Here is a 22,297-nt window from a genome sequence, read left to right on the forward strand (position 1 = left end):
TCCGGGGGAGCCCCCACCCGCTCCGGGCGGTCAGGCTTGATCCCTGCGCGGGTGGGGCTCCCCCGGAAACCCGTGCTGGTCCCGCGCCGTCCGGAGGCGTGCGGGTGCGGTCTGCTCACGGTGGAGGCGCGTGCTGTCGGGTCGGGGATCAGGGGCGGTGGATACGGCGGTGCCCCGCCGGCCGGGGTGGTCGGCGGGGCACCGGTGGTGCGGGTGGATCAGGCGACGAAGCGGGTCTTGCGGCGCTTGGCCACCACGTAGCCGCCCACGCCGGCGACGAGCAGCAGGCCGCCGAGGCCGGCGATCAGGCCGGTGGACTCACCGGTGATCGGCAGCTCGGGGTCGTCACCGCCGCCCTGGCCACCGTCACCGTCGTCGCCACTCGCGTTGGTCGGGTTGATCACGATCTTGGCGCTGTCGTTCTTGCTGTTAGGGTCGCCGGCCAGCCGGACGGAGACGGCTCCCGAGGCGTCTGGGACGACCTTGTCGATCCGCAGGCCGAACTCGTAGAAGTGCTCCGCGCCCTTCGGGGTCTCGGTGGCCTGGCAGCCGTACTCCTTGGCGCCCGGCTCACCCCACTGGCCGTTCCACAGGTCCCACTCGTCGTCGGAGGTGTACGGCTGGCAGTCGCCGGAGACGTCGACCGCGGTGGTGCCCTCCGGGATCGTGACCCGGAAGACCGGGCGGCCCTGGTGTTCGAGCAGGGCCGGGCCGAGGTTCGTGAAGGTCGGCCGCACCTGGACGACGTCGCCCTTCTTCCCGCTGGCCGTGGCGCCCTTGACACTGAGGTCGGCCGGATTGTCGCCGGTAACCTTCACCGAGATCTCAGTGAAGTTGTTCATGATGTCCGGGTCGGTTTGGGCCGTCCGCGACTTCGCCTCGGACTCCTCCACGAGGCGCAGCTTCGCCCCGGTGCCGGGCTTACCGTCCTGCGGGAAGTCCCGGCTGACCAGTTCCCAGTCGTCCTTGGTCCACCAGGCGCTCGTCGCCAGCAGGTCGGCACCCGTCCGGGCGTCCTCGTGGAGCTGGAAGGGCAGGTCAGCAGAGAGCCGGTAGCTCTTGCCCGGCTCCAAGTCCTCGTCGAAGGTGCAGAGCACACCCAGGTACTCACTCGGCTGACAGTTCGAGAAGTTGCCTGCGTACCGGTAGAGGTAGTCGCTGTTGAGCAGCAGCACCGCGCCGTGACTGGTCGTCTCGCCCCCGTTGCGGACGGTCGCCGGTGTGCCGACCCGGCCGCCCGGAGCACCGCTGACGCTGGCCTCCGGGACGGTCTGGAGATCGACGCGCTCGGCGAGGGTGACGGTGGAGGTGGTCCTGACCGTCCGGCCGCCGGAGGTCACCGCGTACTTCAGTTGACCCTGCTGGCCCGGCGTGGCCTGGTGCTTGCCGGTCACCTGGATACCAAGCCACGGGCCGTCGTCTTCGGCGAACTCGGTCTCACAGTGCACGACCTGGGCGGAGGTTTCGCACACCCATCCCCAGCCCTCACCGGGCTGCTCCAGGACGGCGAAGTCGGAGATGCCGGAGAAGTCGATGTCGAGGGTGGTGCGGCCGAACTGGTGCGGGTTCTCCGAGTCGGTCGGCGAGGCGTAGACGTACGCCATGCCGGTGTGGTCCGCAGCGACGAGCATGTCCTGGGCGACGACCTCGAAGGGATCGTCGGCGGCGACGGCGGGGTTGGCGGAGGCGGCGACGAGCGCGCCTGCGACGCCCAGCCCGGCCAACCAGCGCCGGGTGGAGTGCTTGAGCATGTGGGGGTCCTCCCGTGGGAATGCCAGGAGTGGCCCGCGGATCTTAAGGACTGGTTAACACTCTCCGCTGCCCCCGACCCACCCACAGGGCCAATGCCGACCGAACGGCTGACCAGGATCGCAACGTTCCGGCCGCTCGCATCCGTCACCAGGAGCGGGAGCCCGGGAGGTGCGGTGACATACGAGGAGTTCGCCGACCGACCGACGCATCGGGCGGGACGCCACCGGGTCGTCCGGTCGCGTCCCGCCCGCTGTCACGCCGTCAGCGGTAGTCGTCCTCGTCGCCGGCGACCACCCGGGCCTGCTCCATGGCGTCCCAGTCGCCGACCTCCAGGCCGCGGTGCGGCTCCACGTCGACCTCGCCGGGGTCGACCGCGGCGGCCTGCTCGACGGCGTCGGCCGGTTCCGCCTCCATGTCGCGCTCCTCGGGGCTGAGGTGGTCGCTGGGGGCGAAGTCCTCGTCGGGCTGACCCATCAGTCCCTCCCGGGATCTCGGCGGACGGTTCCCACCCACCGTACGGGCTGTGCCCGCCCACCGCTCGGAAGCCGAGTCGACCGAATCGCCCCACCGGCCGCCACCCCCGGTGCCAGGATGGGGCCGTGGGCTTCCTGATCAGGTTGGCGATCACCGCGGTCGCGCTGTGGATCACCACGCTGATCGTGCCCGGCGTTGAGGTGACCGGCCGGTCCGGCGCCGACGACGCGCTCACGCTCGTCGTCGTGGCCGTGATCTTCGGCGTGGTCAACGCGGTGCTCAAACCGCTGATCAAGGTGTTCGGCTGCGTCTTCTACCTGCTCACCCTCGGCCTGTTCGCGCTGGTGGTCAACGCGCTGCTGTTCCTGCTGACCGACCGGATCGCCCGGGCGCTGGACCTGCCCTTCCAGGTGGACGGCTTCTGGGCCGCGTTCTGGGGCGCCATCGTGATGGCCGTGGCCACCTGGCTGATCAGCGTCGCCGTGCCCGACAGGTGGGAGCGGCGGTGAGCGGCGCGGCCAGCGGTCGGGCGGGTACCGGGTCGGTTGTGCCAGCGCCTCTCTTCTGCGGGATACTGCCGACGGTGGACAGCGCGGTCCGGCGCACCCAAGGACAACAGCGGCCGGCGACGGCCGACAGCGGTAAGTAAGGAGCGTTCGACATGCCCATCGCTTCCCCCGAGACCTACGCGGAGATGCTGGACCGCGCCAAGGCCGGCCGGTACGCGTACCCCGCGATCAACGTGACGTCCTCGCAGACCCTGAACGCGGCGCTCAAGGGCTTCGCCGACGCGGAGAGCGACGGCATCATCCAGGTCTCGACCGGTGGCGCGGAATACCTCTCCGGACCTTCGATCAAGGACATGGTCACCGGCGCGGTGGCGTTCGCCGCGTACGCGCACGAGGTGGCCAAGAAGTACCCGGTCAACATCGCCCTGCACACCGACCACTGCCCGCAGGAGAAGCTGGACAAGTTCGTCCGCCCGCTGATGGGCATCTCGCAGGAGCGGGTGAAGCGCGGTGAGGAGCCGCTGTTCCAGTCGCACATGTGGGACGGCTCGGCCGTGCCGGTGGCGGAGAACCTGGAGATCGCCGCGCAGCTCCTCGACGAGGCCGCCAAGGGCAAGATCGTCCTCGAGATCGAGGTCGGCGTGGTCGGCGGCGAGGAGGACGGCGTCGAGAACGCCATCAACGACAAGCTCTACACCACGGTCGAGGACGGCCTCGCCATGGTGGAGGCGCTCGGCCTGGGCGAGAAGGGCCGCTACATGGCGGCGCTGACCTTCGGCAACGTGCACGGCGTCTACAAGCCGGGCAACGTCAAGCTCCGCCCGGAGATCCTCAACCAGATCCAGGAGGCGGTCGGCGCCAAGTACGGCAAGGAGAAGCCGCTCAGCCTGGTCTTCCACGGCGGCTCCGGCTCGCTGCTGTCGGAGATCCGCGAGGCGCTCGACTACGGCGTGGTGAAGATGAACATCGACACCGACACCCAGTACACCTTCTCGCGCCCCGTTGCGGACCACATGTTCCGCAACTACGACGGCGTGCTGAAGGTGGACGGCGAGGTCGGCAACAAGAAGATGTACGACCCGCGGGTCTGGGGCAAGGCCGCCGAGGCCGGCATGGCCGCCCGCGTCGTGGAGGCCTGCGAGCACCTGCGCTCGACCGGCACCACGCTCGCCAAGTGACGCGCTGACGCGTACCGCCGACGGCCGGCTCCCGCCCGGGGGCCGGCCGTCGGCGTGTCCGGCCCCGTCAGGCCGTCGCGGTGAGCACCCGGACGGCCTCGTGGACGTCGTCGGTGAGGTGCACGGTGGCCGACAGGTCGCCGAACGGCGAGGCGCCCAGCAGCGGGCGCAGCAGCGACTCCACCGGCAGTTCCCGCGTCCAGTACGCGCGGTCCAGGAAGACGTACGCGCCGCTGGCCCCGTCGGTGCCGTAGTAGGTCTTGGTGGCCGCCTGGAACACCTCCTGCACGGTGCCGGCCCGGCCCGGCGCGAAGACGATCCCGCCCCGGGCCAGCCGCAGGATGGTGTCCTCCCGGATGGCGTTGGAGAAGTACTTCGCGATCCGGCCGGCGAACAGGTTCGCCGGCTCGTGGCCGTAGAGCCAGGTCGGGATGGCCAGCCCGCCGGCGCGCGCCCAGTCCACGTCGCCGCCGGCCAGCGTGGCCGAGTCGACGCGGGAGACGCTGGCGGGGTCGGCGGCCCGGGGCCGGGGCGGCGGCACCGGCTGGCCGTAGCGCTCCCGGACCCGCAGCGCCGCCGCCGTGTAGCGGTCGTGGTCGGTGAAGTCCGGCGCCCCGGCGAGCAGGTCGATCGCGGCGTCCAGGTCCTCGACCGGCCGCAGCGCCAGGAACGCGCCGAGGTTGGCGGCCTCCATCACCCCGGGCCCGCCGCCGGTCACCACCAGCCGGTCCGCCCGGGCCAACTCCCAGCCCAGCACCGCCGCCATCCGGTACGGCGCGCTGCCGCGCGGCACCGCGTGCCCGCCCATGACGCCGACCACCGACTGCGGCCCGTGGGTCGCCAGCCAGGCGCGGGTGGCGTCGGCGAGCGCGTTGTCCACGCCGTGGTCGTGCAGCCGTTGGCCGAGCGCCTCCTTCACCTCCGGCAGCGCTCCGCCGTGCGCGCGGAAGTGCTCGTAGACCCGGGTGTCGTACATCCCGGCGAAGCCACCCTCGGCGAAGCCGGCGGCCAGGTCGTCCGGGGTGTAGAGGTGCGACGGCTGGGTCGGGTAGGGCAGCCCGGAGAACGGCGGCACCACGTTCGCGCCGCGCCGGACCAGGTCGGCGCCGACCTCGCGGGAGGCGAAGCGGCACCCGACGAACAGGGTGCCGGTCACCTCGATCCTGGTGAGGTCGGGGACGGGTGCGAGGTCGAGCCGCAGGCCCTGCACGGTCAGCCCGACCAGGCTGCCCGTGGCCAGCCGCCGGTCGAACTCGGCGCGGGTCTCGATCTCGTCGGTGCAGGTGTGCGGCTCGATGACGTCCGCGGGCGGTGGGGTCGGCACCCTCGCCATCCTGCCCCGCCCGGGCAACCGACCAAACCTGCGGGGGTGGCCGCGCGCTCGGCGGACTCACGCGTGGCCGCGTGGCCGCGTGGCCGCGTGGCGGCGTGGCGGCGTGGCGGTGTGGACGCTGCCTGGTGCCTGGTGCCTGGTGCCTGGTGCCTGGTGCCTGGTGCCCGTGGCATGGGCACCGGCTCGCCGGGAGCGCCGGGACGGACAGGAGCCCGGCGACCGCAGCCACCGGGCTCCTGCATAACCCGGTCCTGGGGAGGCTCCGGACCAATAGTTGTAATGGAAAACATCTGCTGGTGGCATAGGCCGCAGGCGTGACCAACTCCTCAGCCGTTCAGTCAACCGGCTCGGCCAACCCCCTCGCGCGCCCACGGGCGAAGCGGGTTGAATGGGACGATGCAGAACCTGTTGCCGGAACCACCGGCCACTCTCCTCCCCGCGCACGACGAGGCCGACGCCGCCCTGGCCGCCGCCGAGCAGGCCGGCAGCGACGAGGCGTACGCCGAGGTGGCGGCACGCTTCCCGACCTACAGCGCCGGCTGGGGCGCGCTGGCGGCCCGGGCCCTCGCCGCGGGTCAGGTCATCCCGGCGTACGCCTATGCGCGCACCGGCTACCACCGCGGGCTGGACCAGTTGCGCCGCAACGGCTGGAAGGGGCACGGCCCGGTGCCGTGGTCGCACGAGCCGAACCAGGGCTTCCTGCGCTGCCTCTACGTGCTGTCCCGCGCCGCCGACGCGATCGGCGAGGCCGACGAGGCGGCCCGCTGCGCCCAGTTCCTCCGGGACTGCGACCCGGCCGCGGCGGACGCGCTGGCCAGCAACTGACGCCGTCCCGACGGCCGGCCCGACACGCTGCGGGTCGGCCGTCGGGCTGTCCCGGCCCCTACAACCCCTCGGCCACGGAGGCGGCGATCTTCAGCCAGGCGTCCCGCGTGGCCGAGGAGAGGGCCGCGTACCGGATCGGCTCGCCGGTGTCGATGAGCCGCTCGTACGGCGCGAGCAGCACCGCCCGGGTGCGGGCCGCGAAGTGCTCCTGGATCGCGGGCAGGTCGATCTCCTTGCGCGAGGGCGGCATGGAGACCACGGTGACCGCCTGCCGGACCAGCCGCTGCCGGCCGCTCTGCTCCAGGTGGTCCAGCATCCGGGCGGCCGTCTCCGCCGAGTCGTTCCGGGCCGACATGGTGACCACGAGCTGGTCGGTGGCGTCCATCGCGGCCTGCCAGTTCTGGGCGCGCACGTTGTTGCCGGTGTCCACGAAGATCAGCTTGTAGAACCGGCTCACCACCTCGCGGATCTCGGCGAACGCGGCGGCGGTGAGCATCTCGCCCCCGGTCGCCGACTCGTCCGAGGCGAGGACGTCGAACATCCCCTCGCCCTGCGACCGGACGTACTGCGACAGGTCGCCCACCCGCCCGTGCGCGCCCTGGAACTGGCCCAGGTCGCGCAGCATGTCCCGCACCGTACGCGAGTGGAAGTCCTGCTGGGCGCGCATCCCCAGGGTGCCCTGGGTCTCGTTGTTGTCCCACGCCAGCACGTAGCCGCCGCGCTTCTGACCGAACGTCATCGCCAGCAGCAGGATCGCGACCGTCTTGCCGGCGCCGCCCTTGGGGTTCACGACGGTCACCTGACGCAGCCCGCCGAAGTTGCGGCGCACGATCTCGATGTCCCGGCGCAGCTCCTGCTCGTGCCGCCCCGGCGGGAGCCGCAGCCCCACCAGGTTCGCCACCGCTCGTACGCCCATGGTGGCCACCGGGTCGGCGGGCCGGACCTGACGGCGGCGGGCGAAGTCCTCGGCGGTCGGCGGCACGGCGGTCGCCGGGTTCCAGCTCGGGTCGGGCTGGGTCGGCGGCACCGCGGTCATCCCCTCGGCCGGCCGGTACGCCTGCTGCGGCGCCGGGCCAGCGGCCCCCGGCGTGCCCTGGGGCCAGGCCGGCGGATACCAGCCGGCCTGGGGCGGGTACGGGCCGGGCGGCGCCGGGGCGGCGTGCTGCGGCGGGACGGTCGTCTGCGGTGGGTGCGGGACGGTCGTCTGCGGCGGGTAGGGGCCGGACGGTGTGGCCTGAGGTGCCCCCGCACCGGGCTCGAGGCCCCACGCCGGCCCGGCCGACCCGCCATGTCCAGGGCTGACCGGCTGGGGCACGCTGTGCCCGGCCGCACCGTGCCCGGTCGCGCCCTGCCCCGCCGCACCGTGACCGGTCGCGCCCCCGCTCGTGGGCGCCGCTTCGGCGGCGCCGCGGTACGTCATGGACGCCGGCTGGGCGGCGCCGCGGTACGACGTGGGCGTCGGCTGGGCGGCATGGGGGTTCGTCACGGGTGCCGGCCTGTCGGCGCCGGCCGCCGGTGCGGGCTCGACGGCGGCCGGTGCGGGTCGCTGCGGCGGCTGCGCCCACGGGGACTCGGCCGACCCGCGCGCCGCGCCGCTGCTCGCCGCGCTGCTCGTCGGTGCGCCGCTGCTCGCCGCCGCTCCGCTCGTCGGTGCGTCGCCTCCGCTCCCGGCGCTGCCGGCGACCGGAACCCCGCTCTTCGCCGGGCCGGCACCGGTTGCTCCCGAGTCAGCGGCGACCTCCGGCGACCGCTCGCTGGCGGCGGCCTGGCCCGTGGCTGAGGGTTGCGGAATCGCGGGCGGGCGCGTCACCGGGAAGGGTGCGGTCGGCTGGTCCAGGCTGAAGGGCATGTCGAGGTCGACCCGGGCGGGGGCGGGCTCGGGAGACCGGGGAGCGGGCACACCGGCCCCGGTGCCCTCGGCCGCCTGTCCACCCGCCCCGACGGCCGGCCCGGTTCCGGCGATGCCCGGGGCGCTCGTGCCCGTGCCGGGCGGGGCGGCTGCGCCGGTACCGGGCGGGGCGGCCGGGTCGCTGGGCGGGGCGGTGGGCCGTGTGAAGGGCGTGGGCGGGGCCCAGCCCTGGCCCGAGGGGGCGGGCGCCCGGCCGGAGGCCCTGGCCGGCGGGGGTGCCCAACCGGTCGTCGCGGCCGGCGGCGCGGTCGTCGCCGGGTCGCCGGTCAGGGACGGGTAGTCGGCGGGCGAGGGCGGGGCGGCCGGCCGGCCCGGCGGCGGGACGGGCGACGCCGGTGAGCTGGCCGACGCCCACGGCGGGGCGTCGGCGCCGTCGATCTGGTCGGGCGGCCAGAGTGGTTCGATGTCCCGCTCCGGCACCGGCGGCTGCCCGGGCACGTGGACCCGGTCGGCGTTCTCGTCCACTACGGTTCCTCCCCATTCCTTCTGCCGAGGATAGGCCCAGTGGCCAGCCGCGGTCGGCCGTCGCGGGACGCCAAGGTCAGCTTGTCCAGACCGCCCAGGCGCCCGGCTCGGTCCACCAGGACCGCTTCCGGCTCAGCTCGCCCTGGGCCCCGTCGTCGAGGTACGGGACCTTGCCCTCGCGGGGCAGCACGGCCACGGCCCGTCCACGGGCGCGGCGTACCTCCAGCCGCATCCGCTTCCTGCCCAGCGCCGAGCGGGTGACCACGGGCACGGCCACCGCCACCTCGACCCGCCCGTCCGTCGGGTCGGGGTTGCCGAGCAGCGTCACGTCGTCGAGCCGGGCGTACCCGCCGGCGTTGCCGATCGCGCAGGCCAGCAGCGGGTCGTCGCCGTCGGAAAGGACGGCGTCGTCCACCTCCACCCGCCCCCGCCAGTGCAGCGGCCGGCCGCTGTCGTCGGCGGCGCCGATCAGCGCGCCGTCCAGGGTCACCGAGCCGCCGTCGTTGCGCAGCAGATCGAGCCGGCGGGCCGTGCCGTCCAGCACCGCGGCGGCCACCGCCACCGGGTCGCGGGGCAGCCCGAGCTGCGCCGCCAGGTCACGGTGCGTCGTGCTCCGCGCCGGATCGAGCGGGAGTACGCCGATCGGCGGCAGGTCCGGCACCGTCCGGTTGCCGGGTAGGTCGTCGGGGCGGCGGCTGGGCGGTGGGGCGTACCGCCGGACGAGCCGGCGCACGACGGCGCGCAGCTGCGCGTCGCTGGCCGTGGCGACCACCAGGCGGGTCTTGGAGTCCGGGTCCGGCCAGGTGAGGCCGTCCGGGCGGGGCGGCCCGTCGAACCGGGCCAGCACCTCGTCGATCTCGGCGTCGGAGCGGGCGGTGACCGTCTCCACCCGGGCACCCCGGGCGGTGAGCGCGTCCGCGCAGGCCAGCACCGGCACCCGGGGGGTGTCGCAGCGCTCCCCGGCCTTGTCCGCCGTCGAGTCGGCGTCGGCCTCGTGCCCCGTGGCGCCGCCGCAGCAGGCACCGCCGCTGCCGCAGGCCCCGCCGGCAGCGTCGCGCTCCGAGCCGAGGGTGAGCAGCACCACGTCGTACACGGAAACGGCCTCCTGCCTCTCGACGCGACCCCTGCCGGCCGCGCCGCCACTACTTGTTAGCCTGACACCCCGGGCTCGCTGACCGGTCGCCACCTGGCACCCGAGCCTTCTGGAGGCGAGAAGATGCCAGCGATCGTGCTCCTCGGCGCCCAGTGGGGCGACGAGGGCAAGGGCAAGGTTACCGACCTGCTGGGTGAGCGGGTCGACTACGTCGTGCGCTACTCCGGCGGCAACAACGCCGGCCACACGGTGATCACCCCGGACGGCCAGAAGTACGCGCTGCACCTGATGCCGTCGGGTGCCCTCTCACCGAGCGCGATGATCGTCATCGGCAACGGCGTGGTGGTCGACCCGAAGGTGCTGCTCGCCGAGATCGACGGGCTCGCCGAGCGGGGCGTGGACGTCAGCCGCCTGCGGATCTCCGGCGACGCGCACCTGATCATGCCGCACCACCGGGCGCTGGACCGGGTGGTCGAGCGCTACCTCGGCAGCTCCCGGATCGGCACCACCGGCCGGGGCATCGGCCCGGCGTACGGGGACAAGGTCGCCCGGATGGGCATCCGGCTGCAGGACCTGCTCGATCCGGGCATCCTGCGCAAGAAGCTGGAGCTGGCGCTGCGCGAGAAGAACCAGCTCCTGTTCAAGGTCTACAACCGCAAGGCGATCGACGTCGACGCGACGATCGAGGAGTACCTGGAGTACGCGGAGCGGCTGAAGCCGTACATCGCCGAGACCCGGGTCATGCTCTGGGACGCGCTGGACCGCGGCGAGACGGTCCTGCTGGAGGGCGCCCAGGCCACCATGCTCGACATGGACCACGGCACGTACCCCTTCGTGACCTCGTCGAACCCGACGGCCGGCGGGGCCTGCGTGGGTGCCGGCATCCCGCCGACGGCGATCAGCAAGGTGATCGCGGTCAGCAAGGCGTACACGACGCGGGTCGGCTCCGGGCCGTTCCCGACCGAGTTGTTCGACGACAACGGCCAGCACCTGCGCAAGATCGGCCACGAGTACGGCACCACCACCGGCCGGGAGCGCCGCTGCGGCTGGTTCGACGCCGTCGTCGCCCGGTACGCCTGCCGCCTCAACGGGGTCACCGACCTGGTGGTCACCAAGCTGGACGTGCTGACCGGCCTGCCCAAGGTGCCGATCTGCGTCGGTTACGAGATCAACGGCAAGCGCTACGACGACATGCCGATGACCCAGACCGACTTCCACCACGCGACTCCGATCTACGAGGAGCTCGACGGCTGGTGGGAGGACATCACCAAGGCCCGCACCGAGGACGAGCTCCCGGAGAACGCCCGCCGCTACATCGCCCGCATCGAGGAACTCTGCGGCACCCGCGTCAGCGTGGTGGGCGTGGGCCCCGGCCGCGAGGAAAACGTCCTCCGCCACCCCCTCCTCCCCTAACCCCCCACCCACCCCCACCCCCACCCACCCCTCCCGGGGAGCCACCCCGTTGATCATGAAGTTGTTGCCTTCGGTGCCGGCGTGTCGGAGCAATAACTTCATGATCAACGACCCTCGGCGAGGGGTTGTCCACAGGAGGGGTCCGGGTTATCCACAGGGGGTTTCGTCGGTCGTCGGCGGGCGGGACAGTCGGTCGGTGTGGAGACGGATCCGCTGGCGGTCGTGCGATTGATGGCCGGTGCTCGCGACGGCGTCGTGACGCTGGCGCAGGCGCGTGCGGCCGGGCTCACCGTGCACGAAGTGCACCGCTTCTGTCGGTCCGGTCGCTGGCGCGCGGTGATCCGTGGCGGCTATCTCGTCGACGCCGACCGCTACGACGGCATTCCGCGGCGGGCGCGGATCAGGGCGGCTGTTGCATCCTTCGGTGCGCGTGCCGCCGCGGTCCTGACAACGGCCGCGGAATTGCACGGCATCGCGGGGCCACGGGTGACAGGGGCGATCCACCTGTCGATGCCCGGCCCGGTCGCGAGGCCCGCCCGGCTGGCCCATCCCGACGTGGTGGTGCACCAGTTGACGGTCGCGCCCGGTCAACTTGTACGAGTCGACGGCATCGCCGCCACCTCGCCGCTCCGAACCGTCGCCGACCTGGTCCTCCGGGAGGACCGCTACGCCGCGGTGTGCGTGCTGGACTCCGCACTGAACCGTGGGCTCATCACCGACGAGGACCTGCTTACCGTGCCGCGCCTGGTCAGGCGTCGACGCGGCGCGGTGGCGGCACGTTCCCACCTGGCGGAAGCGGACGGGCGGGCGCAGTCCCCGCTGGAGACCCGAACGAGGCTGCGCTGCGTCGACGGCCAGGTGCCCCCGGACGCCCTCCAGCTCATGGTGCGTGACGACGACGGGTACCTGCTCGGGATCGGTGATCTCGGCTGGCGGGGCCCGAGGGTGATCGCTGAAGCCGACGGGCGGGGCCCGCACGGCACCCCGGAGGCCGTCTACGCCGACCGCCGCCGGCAGAACCGCCTGGTCAATGCCGGCTGGACCGTCCTCCGTTTCACCTGGGCCGACACGCTCGACCCCGCCTACATCCCCTGGACCGTCCGCCAGGCCATCGCCGCCGCCCAACGCCGTTGATCATGGGGTGTTGCCGTCGACGTCGGCGTGTCGTGACAACAACCTCATGATCAACGGGGTGAGGGAGGGGGGTCAGTAGGATGCGGGTTGTGCGGGTTCTTCTTCTTGGTGGTGGGGGGCGGGAGCATGCGCTCGCGCTGGGCCTCGCCGGTGATCCGTCCGTCGAGCAGCTGATCGCGGCGCCCGGGAATCCCGGCATCGCGTCGCTGGCGGAGCTGCGGGCGGTGGATCCCTGCGATCCGGCGGCCGTCGCCGCGCTGGCGGTGGAGACCGGGGTCGACCTGGTGGTGATCGGGCCGGAGGCGCCGCTGGTCGCCGGGGTCGCCGACGCCGTACGCGCCAAGGGGATCCCCGCGTTCGGGCCGTCCGCCGAGGCCGCCAGGCTGGAGGGCTCGAAGACGTTCGCCAAGGACGTGATGACCGCCGCCGGCGTGCCGACCGCCCGCGCGTACACCTGCACGGATGCGGAGAGCACGGCGAGGGCGCTGGACGAGTTCGGCGCGCCGTACGTGGTGAAGAACGACGGGCTCGCCGCCGGCAAGGGTGTCGTCGTGACCGACGACCGCGCCGCCGCGCTCCGGCACGCCGAGGAGTGCGGCCGGGTCGTCGTGGAGGAATACCTGGCCGGCCCGGAGGTCTCCCTCTTCGTGGTCACCGACGGCGAGGCGGCGGTGCCGCTGCTGCCGGCGCAGGACTTCAAGCGGGTCGGCGACGGCGACACCGGCCCGAACACCGGTGGCATGGGGGCGTACGCGCCGCTGCCCTGGGCGCCGCCCGGCCTGGTCGACGAGGTCATGCGCGACGTCGTCCACCCGACCCTGGCCGAGATGGCCCGGCGGGGCACCCCGTTCGCGGGCCTGCTCTACGTCGGGCTGGCGATCACCGCCGACGGCCCCCGGGTGATCGAGTTCAACGCCCGCTTCGGCGACCCGGAAACGCAGGTGGTGCTCGCGCTGCTGGAGACCCCGCTCGCCGGGCTGCTGCACGCCGCCGCCACCGGCACGCTGGCCGGGCACCCGCCGCTGCGCTGGCACGACGGGGCCGCCGTCACGGTCGTGGTGGCCGCCGAGGGCTATCCGGCCGCCCCGCGCACCGGCGACGTGATCACCGGTGCCGAGGGCCCGGGCGTCATCCACGCCGGCACCCGGCGGGGTGCCGACGGGGCGCTGCTCTCCTCCGGCGGCCGGGTGCTCTGCGCCACCGCCACGGGCGCCGACCTGGCCGCTGCCCGGGACGCCGCGTACGCGCTGGTGGCCGGGGTGGAGCTGGCCGGCTCGCACCACCGCACCGACATCGCCTCCGCCGCCGTCGAGGGCCGGATCACGATTCCGGGCTGACCAGGCAACCCCCGCCGCCGTCGCCTCCGTTTGAGCGGTGAGGCGAGGAGGTGGCGGGATTGCCTGCCGACATCGAGAGCTACCGCGAGTACGTGACGGCGCGGCTGGAGCCGCTGCGGCGTACCGCGTACCTGCTCTGCGGCGACTGGCACACGGCCGACGACCTGGTGTCGACGGCGCTGGTCAAGCTGCTGCGGCACTGGCGGCGGGTGTCCGCGATGGACAGCCCCGACGCGTACGTCCGGCGGACCCTGCTGCGGGTCTGGCTGGACGAGCGACGCCGGCCGTGGCGGCGTGAGGCCGCCTGGTCGGAGATCCCCGACGCGCCGGCACGTTCGGCGACCGACAGTGCGGCGGACCGGCTGACCATCCTCGCCCTGCTGGCCGAGTTGCCGCCGCGCCGCCGCGCGGTCCTGGTGCTGCGCTACTTCTGCGACCTGTCCGTCGAGGAGACCGCCCGGGAACTCGGCTGCACCACCGGCACCGTCAAGAGCCAGTCGGCGCGCGCGATCGAGGCGCTGCGGGGCCGCCTCGTCGGCGTGCCGGCCCGAGCCGAGGAGGCACGCACCGATGGATGAACTCTCCCAGCAGATGCGCGCGGCGGTGGCCGCGCCGCCGCCGACCCGGATCGAGGTGGACCGGCTGATCGCCGACGACCGGCAGCGCCGCCGTCGCCTCGCCTGGGCGATGGCGGGCACCGGGACCGCCGCCGTGGTCGCCGCGGTCGCGGTGGCACCGGCGCTGCTCGCCGGCCCGGCCACCGCCCCGGACGGGTTTATCCTGCCGCCAGCCGCGGCGGGCTCCACCGACGCGTCGCTCTGCCCGATCGCCGAGCCGTCGACCAGCGGTCCGCCGGCTCCGCAGCAGTCGTACGACACGGTGCGGGAACGGTCGACCGAGCGTCCCGACGCCGGCGTGGCCCGGCTGACCCAGGCCCTGCGTCCCGCGTTGGCGGCGGTCGTTCCGGCGGGGCTGAGGGTCGACGGCACGATCCCGGGCTGCGACCGGGTCCAGTTCGTCTACGAGAAGAGCCACTGGAACTACTACGCCTACGTCCGGCTGGTTCGGGGCGGGCAGGTCGACAACCTGACCGTGATGCTGATGCCGACGGCCGCCGACGCGCCCCGGGGTTGCGCAGCTGCTTCACATCCCGCTGCCTGCACGAGCTCCCGCCTGCCGGACGGCAGCACCCTCGCCACCAGCGTCTCCACCCCCGGCGACGAGGGTGCGGAGCGGCGCTGGGTGCTGGTGGAGCGGACGGACGGCACCTCCGTGACCGTGACGACCGACAACTTCCGCGTCGCCCTCGAGGAGTCCGGCGGGACCCCGACGCCGGAGTTCGGGCCGCCGCCGGTGCTCACCGTGGCGCAGTTGACCGAGATCGCCACCACGCCCGGCCTGACGCTCTATCCCTGATCCGGTGGGTCCCGGTGCGCCGAGGGCGCCCACTGCTCGCCGAGCGGGAGGGGCCCCTCGACCCGGCCCGACGTGCCGCCGGGCGGGGCGGGTGCGTGGCGGGGCGGGTCGTCCAGCGCCCGCAGCACCGGCAGGGGCGCGGCGACCAGCGCCGCCACCAGCAGCGCCCCGGCGAGCAGGAGGAAGGCCGGGCGCAGCCCGAGCCACTCCACCAACGGCCCGGCGAGCAGGTAGCCCGCCGGGCCGGCGGCGTACGTGAAGGAGGTCATCACCCCGACCACCCGGCCGCGTAGCCGCTCCGGGGTGCGGGTCTGCATGGCGTAGTTGGCCAGCGGGTTGACCGGCCCGTACGCGAGCCCGATGACGGCGGCGAAGCCGAGCATGGCCGGGTACGGCGGCAACGCGGCCAGCCCGACGAGGGCCGCCCCGGTGACGACGAGGGCGATCACCATCATCGTGCGCCGGCGGATCCGCCGGCCCGCCGTGCCGGAGGCGAGCGCCCCGACCACCGCCCCGGCGCTCATCGCCATCAGGATCGCGCCGAGCCGGGCCGGCTCGCCCTGGGCGACGAACCACGCCGGCAGCAGCACGCCCTCGACGGGCAGGTAGAGCGCGACCAGCACCATCGTGATCAGCGCGATGGTCCGCAGCAGCCGGTCCCGCCAGACGAACCGCAGCCCCTCGGCGGTGCCGCGCCACAGGCCGGCCGGGGGGCGTTCCGGCCGGCCGGCCCCGGGCAGCCGGACGGCGGCGACCAGCGCGACGGCCAGCGCGAAACCGGCGGCGGTGACCCAGAGCGTCGAGCCCGGACCGATCGCGGCGATGAGCACGCCGCCGACCCCGGGCCCGATCAGGAAGGCGAGGCCCCAGACCGCCTCGTGCACCCCGTTGGCCCGTTCGATCCGCCACCCGGCGGCCTGCGCGGCGGCCGGCAGCAGCGTCTCCCGGGCGGTCAGCCCGGCCGGGTCGAAGACGGCCCCGAGCGCGGCCAGCACCACGATCCAGCCGACGTTCAGCCCGAGCAGGGCGTCCACCACCGGGATCGCGGCGACCGAGGCGGCGGAGAGCGCGTCGGAGACCAGAGCGGTACGCCGCCGGCCGAGCAGGTCCACGACCGTGCCGGAGACGAGGCTGGACAGCAGCAGCGGCAGCGCGGTGGCCGCCGCGACCAGGCCGGCCGCGGTGGCGCTGCCGGTGCGTTCCAGCACCAGCCAGGGCAGGGCCACGGTCGCCACCCCGTTGCCGATGCCGGAGAGCAGCGTCGCCGCCTCGACCAGCAGCAGCGGCGTACGGCGGCGGGGTCCGGACCCGATCATGGTGCTGCCAGCCTAGAGGCCGGTGGCGACGGTGCGAACCGGAACGGCCGGGCGGAAGCGGGCGGCGGCGCAGCGTCGGGCAACGGCCTGCTCAACCGTAGGAGCGGCCCAGCTCGCGGGTGACCGCCTTGCCGGTGGTGTCGCGCGGCGGGACTTGACGAGGGGCGACCCGGGTCAGCGGATCTGGACGCCCGAGATGGCCCGGGAGATGACCAGGCGCTGGATCTCCGAGGTGCCCTCGAAGATGGTGTAGATCTTGGCGTCCCGGTACCAGCGCTCGACCGGGTGGTCCCGCAGGAACCCGGCCCCGCCGAGCAGTTGCACGGCCTTCTCGGTGACGGAGACGGCCACCTCGCCGGCCTTCAGCTTGGCCATCGAGCCCTCGCCCGCGGTGAAGGGCCGGTTGTTGCGGCCCATCCAGGAGGCCCGCCAGACCAGCAGCCGGGCGGCGTCGATCTCCGTCTTCATGTCGGCCAGCGCGAACGCGACCGCCTGGTTCTCGATGATGGGCCGGCCGAACTGGACCCGGTCCTTCGCGTAGTCCAGGGCGTACTCGTAGGCGGCCCGGGCCACGCCCAGCGCCTGCGCGCCGACCGTGGGGCGGGACAGCTCGAAGGTGCGCATGGCCGCCTGGCCCGAGGCGCGCTTGCCGGAGCGGGCCCGGTCGAGCCGTTCGCGCAGCGCGTCGCGGCCACCGAGCAGGCAGCGCCCCGGCACGCGTACGTCGTCGAGGAAGACGTCGGCGGTGTGCGACGCGCGCAGGCCCAGCTTGCGCAGCTTGCGGGTCGCGGTCAGCCCGGCGGTGCCCGGCGGTACGACGAACGCCGCCTGCCCGCGCGAGCCCAGCTCCGGCTCGACCGAGGCGGTGACCACGTGCACTCCGGCGATCCCGCCGTTGGTGGCGTACGCCTTCTGCCCGCTGAGCACCCACTCGTCGGTGGCCTCGTCGTAGGCGGCCCGGGTGCGCATCGCGCCGACGTCGGAGCCGGCCTCGGGCTCGGTGGTGCAGAACGCGGCGACGGCCGGCTCGTCGACGGTGCCGAAGCACTGCGGCACCCACTCGACCATCTGGTCGGGGGTGCCGGCGCCGTAGATGGCGGCCACGGCGAGGGAGGTGCCGAAGATGCCCAGCCCGATGCCGGCGTCACCCCAGAAGAGTTCCTCGCTGGCGATCGGGAGAGAGAGGCCGGTGGGGTCGGCCCAGCAGGTGGCGAGGAACTCGAAGCCGTACAGCCCGACCTTCGCCGCCTCCTGGATGACCGGCCAGGGGGTCTCCTCCCGGGCGTCCCACTCGGCCGCGGCCGGGCGCACGACCTCGGCGGCGAAGCCGTGCACCCAGTCGCGCAGATCCCGCTGTTCCTCGTTCAGGTCGAGCGAGAACTCGACCATGTCATGCCTTGGGGATGTCGAACAGGTTGGCGATGTTGGCGGCCAGGCCCAGGTCGCCCTTGGCCTTGAGCTTGCCGGTCATGAACATCATGACGGGGTTGGCGCTACCGGAGACGATCTTCAGGAACTCGACCGGGCCCATGGTGAGGCTCAGCTTCGGGTCGTGCTGCGCGGTCTCGTTGACCGTGCACGCGCCGTCGGCGATGACGACCTCGTAGGTGTCGGTGCCACCGTCGGGGCGGCCGGTGATGTTCCAGTGGATGACCGCGTTGGTCGAGCCCGCCCGGTCGGCGCGGAAGAGCTGCGGCATCCGGCCGAACACCTCGCCCAGGATCTTGCCGCGCAGGCCGCCGGACATGACCTCGGCGATCTTGTCGTCCGGGGTGGACTTGACCAGCTGGGCGAACTCCTTCGGGCCGACGTTCGCGAAGTTGGCCGGGTCGAAGTCAGTCATGGGGTCTGCACCTTCCGGGGGTTGGCTACTCGTGCGTAACCCTACGCACGAGTAGGTATGCTCGCAAGGTGTCCACGCCGCCCGCCTTCAAGCGCCTCCCCCGTGCCGTACGCGAGCAGCAGATGCTCGACGCGGCCGTGAAAGTGTTCTCCCGCAGGGGGTTCCACGCGGCCAGCATGGACGAGATCGCCGAGGACGCCGGCATCTCCAAGCCGATGGTCTACGCGTACCTCGGCACCAAGGAGGAGCTCTTCGTCGCCTGCCTGCACCGGGAGGGCGCCCGGATGATGCAGGCCATCGCCGGTGCGGCCGCCCCCGAGCTGTCGGCCGACGAGCGGCTCTGGCGCGGGCTGCGGGCGTTCTTCGGCTTCGTCGGGGCGCACCGGGACGGCTGGGCGGTGCTCTACCGGCAGGCCCGGGGCGAGCAGCCCTTCGCCGGCGAGCTGGCGGGCATGCGTGCCCGGCTGGTCGAGGTGGTCGCCGGGATGCTCGACCACGCGCTGCGCGCCGAGGGGCGCGAGGTGGGCGAGACCGACCTGGAGGTCGTCGCGTACGCCCTGGTGGGGGCGACCGAGTCGCTGGCCGACTGGCTCGCCGACCACCCGGACGCGGACCCGGAGAAGACCGCCACCCGGATGATGAACGTCGCGTGGCTCGGCGCCGGCCAACTCCTGCGCGGCGCCACCTGGCGGCCGCCCACCGGCTGACCTCCCGTCCCGGGAGACCGACCGGCCCGCCGCCTCCGCGCGGTCCCCGGGTCCGGTCAGCGCCGCAGCTCCGCCGGCTCGCGGGCCGGCGCGCCGACGGCCGCCCGACGACGGCCCAGCAGCCAGCGGGTCACCTCCACCATCAGGGTCACCGTCAGCGCGAGACCGAGCCCGAGCAGCAGCCCCCGGATCGGGTCCCGCTCGAAGGCGAGCCCACCGAGGTAACCGACCAGCGCCGAGTAGACCCCCCACGAGCCGGCGGCGAGCGCGTCGAAGGCGAGGAACCGCCGCCGGGGGAAGCGGGCCGCCCCCATGGTCATCGTGACGGCGGTCCGGCCGCCCGGGACGTACCGGGCGACGGTGAGGATCAGCCCGCCCCGCACGGCGATCCCGCGTCGCGCCCACTCGTAGGCGGCCCGTCGTCGGCCGTCCTCGGGCAGGCGGGCGAGGAGGCGTCCGCCGCCGTGCCGGCCGATGGCGTACGACACGTGGTCGCCGACCAGCGCGCCGGCCGCCGCGACCGCGATCACGGCCACCAGGTCGGGTTGCCCCGTCGCCGCGAACACGCCGGCGGTGATCACCGCCGTCTCGCTGGGCACCGCCGGGAAGAAGCCGTCGACCACCGCGATCGTGAAGAGCGCCAGGTAGACCCAGGGCGAGGACATCGTCTGGTGGAGCAGGTCGAGCACCGAATCCATGATCTCGATGCTGGTGTCGCCCGGCGGCCCTGCCATCGTCCGTCGGTCACTCCCGGCCCGCTACTTAAGTCGTACCGTCCCCGGACCCGGCCTCGGGGCACACCCCGAGCGCGCGACCCGCAGCACCCCGAGATCTCTGCGCCCGGCCGGCCGCGCCGGGACGACGGGCGGGACAGCGCCTAGGCTCGGCGCGTGGGGTTCAGCGCCGTCGTGCTGCGGCGGGACGTCGAGCGGTACGCGCCGCTCCTGCTCGCCGCGCTGGTCGCGGCCGCGGTGTGGGCGTCGGCGACCGGGGCGCTCGGGGTCCGTTCGCCCCTGCCCCGGGCGCTGGTCCTGGTCGTGGCCCTGGCGTCCGGCTGGGGCGTCGCGACAGCGCGGTCGCGTCGCTGGCCGTTGTTCGCGGCGGCCGCCCTCGGCTGGCTCCTTCTGGCCGCCTGGCCGGTGGCGGTGGCCGCCTCCTGGCAGGCCGGCGCCCGGCTGCGGGGGCGCCGCCAGCTCACCGCCTACCTGCTCGGCGCGGTCCTGGTCTCCGCCCTGGGCGTGCTGCTCGGGGTGGCCGTCGGCGGGGAGCGCCGGGTGAACACCGCCACGCCGGGCAACGCCGTCGGGATGTTCGCCTGGTTGGTGCTGTTCCCGCTGGTCGTCGGGCTCTGGGTCCGGGCCCGCCGGGACACCCTGGCCGCCCTGCGGGACCGGGCCGAGCGGCTGGAGCGCGAGCAGGAGGCGCGGGCGGAGCGCGTCCGGGCCGAGGAGCGGGCCCGGATCGCCCGCGAGATGCACGACGTGGTGGCGCACCGGGTGTCGCTGATGGTGGTGCACGCCGGCGCGCTGGAGGTCACCGCCACCGACCCGGCGACCGTCGACGCCGCGACCCTGATCCGCTCCACCGGACGGCAGGCCCTCACCGATCTGCGGGAGGTGCTCGGCGTGCTGCGCCAGCCCGCCCCCGTCGGCGAGCCGGCCACCAGTGCCGCCCCCGGACTGGCCGGCGTCGACGACCTGGTCCGGGAGTCCCGTGCCGCCGGGCTCCGGGTCGACCGGCACGACGAGGGGACGCCGCGACCCGTTCCCGCCACCGTCGGCCGGACCGTGTACCGGGTGGTCCAGGAGGCGCTGACGAACGTCCGCAAGCACGCGCCGCACGCGGACACCACCGTCCGGCTGCGGTACCTGCCGGGCGGGCTGGAGGTCAGCGTCCGCAACGGCCCGTCGACGGGCGGCGCCCCCGGGGCCGTCGAGCGCGGCCCGTCGACGGGCGGCGAACTGGGGCCGGTCGAGCCAGGCCGGTCCACGGGCGGCGGGCCCGGACCGGTCGCGCGCGGCCGACCGCCGGGAGCGGGCGGGGCCGGGCGGTCCATCGGGGGCGCCGACCTGCCGGGCGCGGGACTCGGGCTGATCGGGCTGCGGGAGCGGGTGGAGCTGCTGGGCGGCCGGCTGGAGGCGGCCCCGCGCGACGGCGGCTTCCTGGTGCGGGCGCTGATCCCGGTGGAGGAGGAGACGTGATCCGGGTCCTGGTCGTGGACGACGAGCAGTTGGTCCGCTCCGGGCTGCGGCTGATCCTGGAGGCGGCGCCCGACCTCACCGTGGTCGGCGAGGCGGCCGACGGCGCGGCGGCGCTGGCGGAGACCCGCCGGTTGCGTCCCGACGTGGTCCTGATGGACGTCCGGATGCCGGGCACCGACGGGCTGACCGCCGCCCCGCAGGTGGTCGCCACCGGCGCGAAGGTCGTCATGCTGACCACCTTCGACCGCGACGAGTACGTGCACCGGGCGCTGCGGGCGGGCGCGGTCGGCTTCCTGCTGAAGGACACGCCGCCCCGGGAACTCGCCGCCGCCGTGCGGACCGTGGCCGCCGGGAACGCCATGCTCGCCCCCACCGTGACCCGGCGGCTGATCGACTCCTTCGCCGAACGCGGCCCGGCCCGGCGGGACGCCGCGCGGCAGCGGCTCGGCCAGCTCACCGAGCGGGAGCTGGCGATCGTCCGGGAGGTGGGCCGGGGGCTCGGCAACGGCGAGATCGCCCGGCGCCTGACCATGAGCGAGGCGACGGTCAAGACGCACGTGAGCCGGGCGCTCGCGAAGCTCCAGCTCGCCAACCGGGTGCAGCTCGCGATCCTGGTCCACGACGCCGACCTGCTCTGAGCCCCTTCCGCCCAACGGCGCGGCGACCGGCGACGGTCAGCGGTGGGCACGTCGACCGGCGGCGGGTCAGTGGTGGGCGCGGTGGCGTAGCCAGCGGACGGACTCCAACACCAGCGTGACCGCCACCGACATGCCCACGCCCGCCAGGATGCCCTTGACCGGCTCGCGTTCGAAGGCCAGCCCGCCGAAGTAGCCGAGCAGGGTTGAGTAGAGCGCCCAGCTCACCGCCGCGATCAAGTCGAACAGCAGGAACGAGCGGAGCGGGTAGCGGACCGCGCCCATGGTGAGGGTCACCGCCGTGCGACCGCCGGGGACGTACCGGGCGATGGTGAGGATCAGCCCGCCGCGCCGGTGCACCGCCCGGCGGGCCCATTCCGAACCGGCCCGCCGCCGGCTGTCCTCGGGAAACCGGGCGAGCCGGTGCGCGCCGCCGCCCCGCCCGATGGCGTACGAGATGTAGTCGCCGACCCAGGCGCCCAGCGCGGCGGAGACGATCACCGCCACCAGGTTGGGATTGCCGCCGGTGGCCAGTACGGCGGCGGTGATCACGGCGGCCTCGCCGGGCACCGCCGGGAAGAACGCGTCGACCGCGGTGAGCCCGAACAGCAGCAGGTACACCCAGGGGGAGGTGACCAGCTGCCGGAGCAGGTCGAGCGCGGACTCCATGCCCCCATGCTGGCCGGGCGCGGCGGGCCGGGTGACCGAGTCGCCGGATCACCCCGCTCGACGACGCATCCAAGATCCGCGAGCGGCC

General features: G+C 74.2%; 21 protein-coding genes. 11 read left to right on the forward strand and 10 right to left on the reverse strand.

The genetic code is table 11. From position 1 onward, the window contains the following. Positions 1–218: 218 nt before the first annotated feature. Together ACFY23_RS01725 and ACFY23_RS01730 are read right to left on the reverse strand one after the other, a co-directional pair. On the reverse strand, positions 219–1,751 hold the full coding sequence (locus tag ACFY23_RS01725) for an LPXTG cell wall anchor domain-containing protein (RefSeq protein WP_350685498.1): 1,533 nt from the start codon (positions 1,749–1,751) through the stop codon (positions 219–221). Positions 1,752–2,013: 262 nt separating this feature from the next. After that, a complete protein-coding gene (locus ACFY23_RS01730; protein WP_350685499.1) occupies positions 2,014–2,226 on the reverse strand; it encodes a hypothetical protein in 213 nt (70 codons plus the stop codon). A 125-nt stretch (positions 2,227–2,351) separates the two neighbouring features. Here ACFY23_RS01730 and ACFY23_RS01735 point away from each other — a divergent pair, with 125 nt between their 5' ends. Further along, positions 2,352–2,735, forward strand: a complete 384-nt coding sequence (locus tag ACFY23_RS01735) for a phage holin family protein (protein WP_350685500.1) — start codon at positions 2,352–2,354, stop codon at positions 2,733–2,735. A gap of 152 nt (positions 2,736–2,887) precedes the next feature. Then, positions 2,888–3,913, forward strand: a complete 1,026-nt coding sequence (fbaA, locus tag ACFY23_RS01740; protein WP_350685502.1) for a class II fructose-bisphosphate aldolase — start codon at positions 2,888–2,890, stop codon at positions 3,911–3,913. Between the two features lie 67 nt (positions 3,914–3,980). Here the strand turns inward: fbaA and ACFY23_RS01745 are convergent, their stop codons facing one another. Next, positions 3,981–5,237, reverse strand: coding sequence for an LOG family protein (locus ACFY23_RS01745; protein ID WP_387035633.1), 1,257 nt, complete (start codon positions 5,235–5,237; stop codon positions 3,981–3,983). A 405-nt stretch (positions 5,238–5,642) separates the two neighbouring features. On the opposite strand from ACFY23_RS01745, the gene ACFY23_RS01750 reads away from it, so the two are divergent. Next, entirely contained in the window at positions 5,643–6,071 is a 429-nt protein-coding gene (locus ACFY23_RS01750) for a DUF3151 domain-containing protein (RefSeq protein WP_350685505.1), read from the forward strand. A 58-nt stretch (positions 6,072–6,129) separates the two neighbouring features. Here the strand turns inward: ACFY23_RS01750 and ACFY23_RS01755 are convergent, their stop codons facing one another. Both ACFY23_RS01755 and ACFY23_RS01760 read right to left on the reverse strand, forming a co-directional pair. Then, complete coding sequence (locus ACFY23_RS01755; RefSeq protein WP_387035630.1) at positions 6,130–8,445, reverse strand: chromosome partitioning protein; 2,316 nt, start codon at positions 8,443–8,445, stop codon at positions 6,130–6,132. Between the two features lie 76 nt (positions 8,446–8,521). Beyond that, positions 8,522–9,538 carry a hypothetical protein gene (locus ACFY23_RS01760; RefSeq protein ID WP_350818928.1) on the reverse strand — a complete coding sequence of 339 codons (1,017 nt, stop codon included), beginning with the start codon at positions 9,536–9,538 and terminating at the stop codon, positions 8,522–8,524. Between the two features lie 123 nt (positions 9,539–9,661). Here ACFY23_RS01760 and ACFY23_RS01765 point away from each other — a divergent pair, with 123 nt between their 5' ends. The 5 genes from ACFY23_RS01765 (at position 9,662) to ACFY23_RS01785 (ending at position 14,838) form a co-directional block, all read left to right on the forward strand. Then, positions 9,662–10,951 carry an adenylosuccinate synthase gene (locus ACFY23_RS01765; RefSeq protein ID WP_350683969.1) on the forward strand — a complete coding sequence of 430 codons (1,290 nt, stop codon included), beginning with the start codon at positions 9,662–9,664 and terminating at the stop codon, positions 10,949–10,951. A gap of 198 nt (positions 10,952–11,149) precedes the next feature. Beyond that, on the forward strand, positions 11,150–12,085 hold the full coding sequence (locus ACFY23_RS01770; protein WP_350683967.1) for a hypothetical protein: 936 nt from the start codon (positions 11,150–11,152) through the stop codon (positions 12,083–12,085). 89 nt (positions 12,086–12,174) lie between these two features. Further along, positions 12,175–13,422, forward strand: coding sequence for a phosphoribosylamine--glycine ligase (gene purD, locus ACFY23_RS01775; protein WP_350683965.1), 1,248 nt, complete (start codon positions 12,175–12,177; stop codon positions 13,420–13,422). A 59-nt stretch (positions 13,423–13,481) separates the two neighbouring features. Next, the gene (locus ACFY23_RS01780) at positions 13,482–14,000 is read left to right on the forward strand and encodes a SigE family RNA polymerase sigma factor (RefSeq protein ID WP_350683963.1); all 519 of its coding nucleotides are present in this window, start codon (positions 13,482–13,484) and stop codon (positions 13,998–14,000) included. Next, positions 13,993–14,838: a hypothetical protein gene (locus tag ACFY23_RS01785; protein WP_350683961.1), complete on the forward strand. Its 846-nt coding sequence runs from the start codon at positions 13,993–13,995 to the stop codon at positions 14,836–14,838. The genes ACFY23_RS01780 and ACFY23_RS01785 overlap by 8 nt, the downstream gene beginning before the upstream one ends. Here ACFY23_RS01785 and ACFY23_RS01790 read toward each other — a convergent pair. From ACFY23_RS01790 to ACFY23_RS01800, 3 genes are all read right to left on the reverse strand, one after another. Further along, positions 14,829–16,154 carry an MFS transporter gene (locus tag ACFY23_RS01790; protein WP_350683959.1) on the reverse strand — a complete coding sequence of 442 codons (1,326 nt, stop codon included), beginning with the start codon at positions 16,152–16,154 and terminating at the stop codon, positions 14,829–14,831. The genes ACFY23_RS01785 and ACFY23_RS01790 overlap by 10 nt on opposite strands. A gap of 174 nt (positions 16,155–16,328) precedes the next feature. Beyond that, positions 16,329–17,543, reverse strand: a complete 1,215-nt coding sequence (locus ACFY23_RS01795) for an acyl-CoA dehydrogenase family protein (RefSeq protein ID WP_350683957.1) — start codon at positions 17,541–17,543, stop codon at positions 16,329–16,331. 1 nt (position 17,544) lies between these two features. Then, entirely contained in the window at positions 17,545–17,997 is a 453-nt protein-coding gene (locus ACFY23_RS01800; protein ID WP_350683955.1) for an SCP2 sterol-binding domain-containing protein, read from the reverse strand. Between the two features lie 68 nt (positions 17,998–18,065). Here ACFY23_RS01800 and ACFY23_RS01805 point away from each other — a divergent pair, with 68 nt between their 5' ends. After that, positions 18,066–18,704: a TetR/AcrR family transcriptional regulator gene (locus tag ACFY23_RS01805; protein WP_350683953.1), complete on the forward strand. Its 639-nt coding sequence runs from the start codon at positions 18,066–18,068 to the stop codon at positions 18,702–18,704. A 56-nt stretch (positions 18,705–18,760) separates the two neighbouring features. Here the strand turns inward: ACFY23_RS01805 and ACFY23_RS01810 are convergent, their stop codons facing one another. Further along, positions 18,761–19,402, reverse strand: a complete 642-nt coding sequence (locus ACFY23_RS01810; RefSeq protein WP_350683972.1) for a DedA family protein — start codon at positions 19,400–19,402, stop codon at positions 18,761–18,763. Positions 19,403–19,594: 192 nt separating this feature from the next. On the opposite strand from ACFY23_RS01810, the gene ACFY23_RS01815 reads away from it, so the two are divergent. After that, entirely contained in the window at positions 19,595–20,905 is a 1,311-nt protein-coding gene (locus ACFY23_RS01815) for a histidine kinase (RefSeq protein ID WP_350683951.1), read from the forward strand. Then, positions 20,902–21,543 (forward strand): response regulator transcription factor, encoded by a 642-nt coding sequence (locus ACFY23_RS01820; protein ID WP_350683949.1) that lies wholly within the window; start codon positions 20,902–20,904, stop codon positions 21,541–21,543. Before ACFY23_RS01815 ends, ACFY23_RS01820 begins: the two co-directional genes overlap by 4 nt. A gap of 66 nt (positions 21,544–21,609) precedes the next feature. On the opposite strand, the gene ACFY23_RS01825 is transcribed toward ACFY23_RS01820, so the two are convergent. Then, positions 21,610–22,209 carry a DedA family protein gene (locus ACFY23_RS01825; protein WP_350683947.1) on the reverse strand — a complete coding sequence of 200 codons (600 nt, stop codon included), beginning with the start codon at positions 22,207–22,209 and terminating at the stop codon, positions 21,610–21,612. Between the last annotated feature and the right edge of the window lie 88 nt (positions 22,210–22,297).

The sequence above is a fragment of the Micromonospora sp. NPDC000121 genome, from assembly GCF_042899165.1.
GTDB lineage: Bacteria > Actinomycetota > Actinomycetes > Mycobacteriales > Micromonosporaceae > Micromonospora.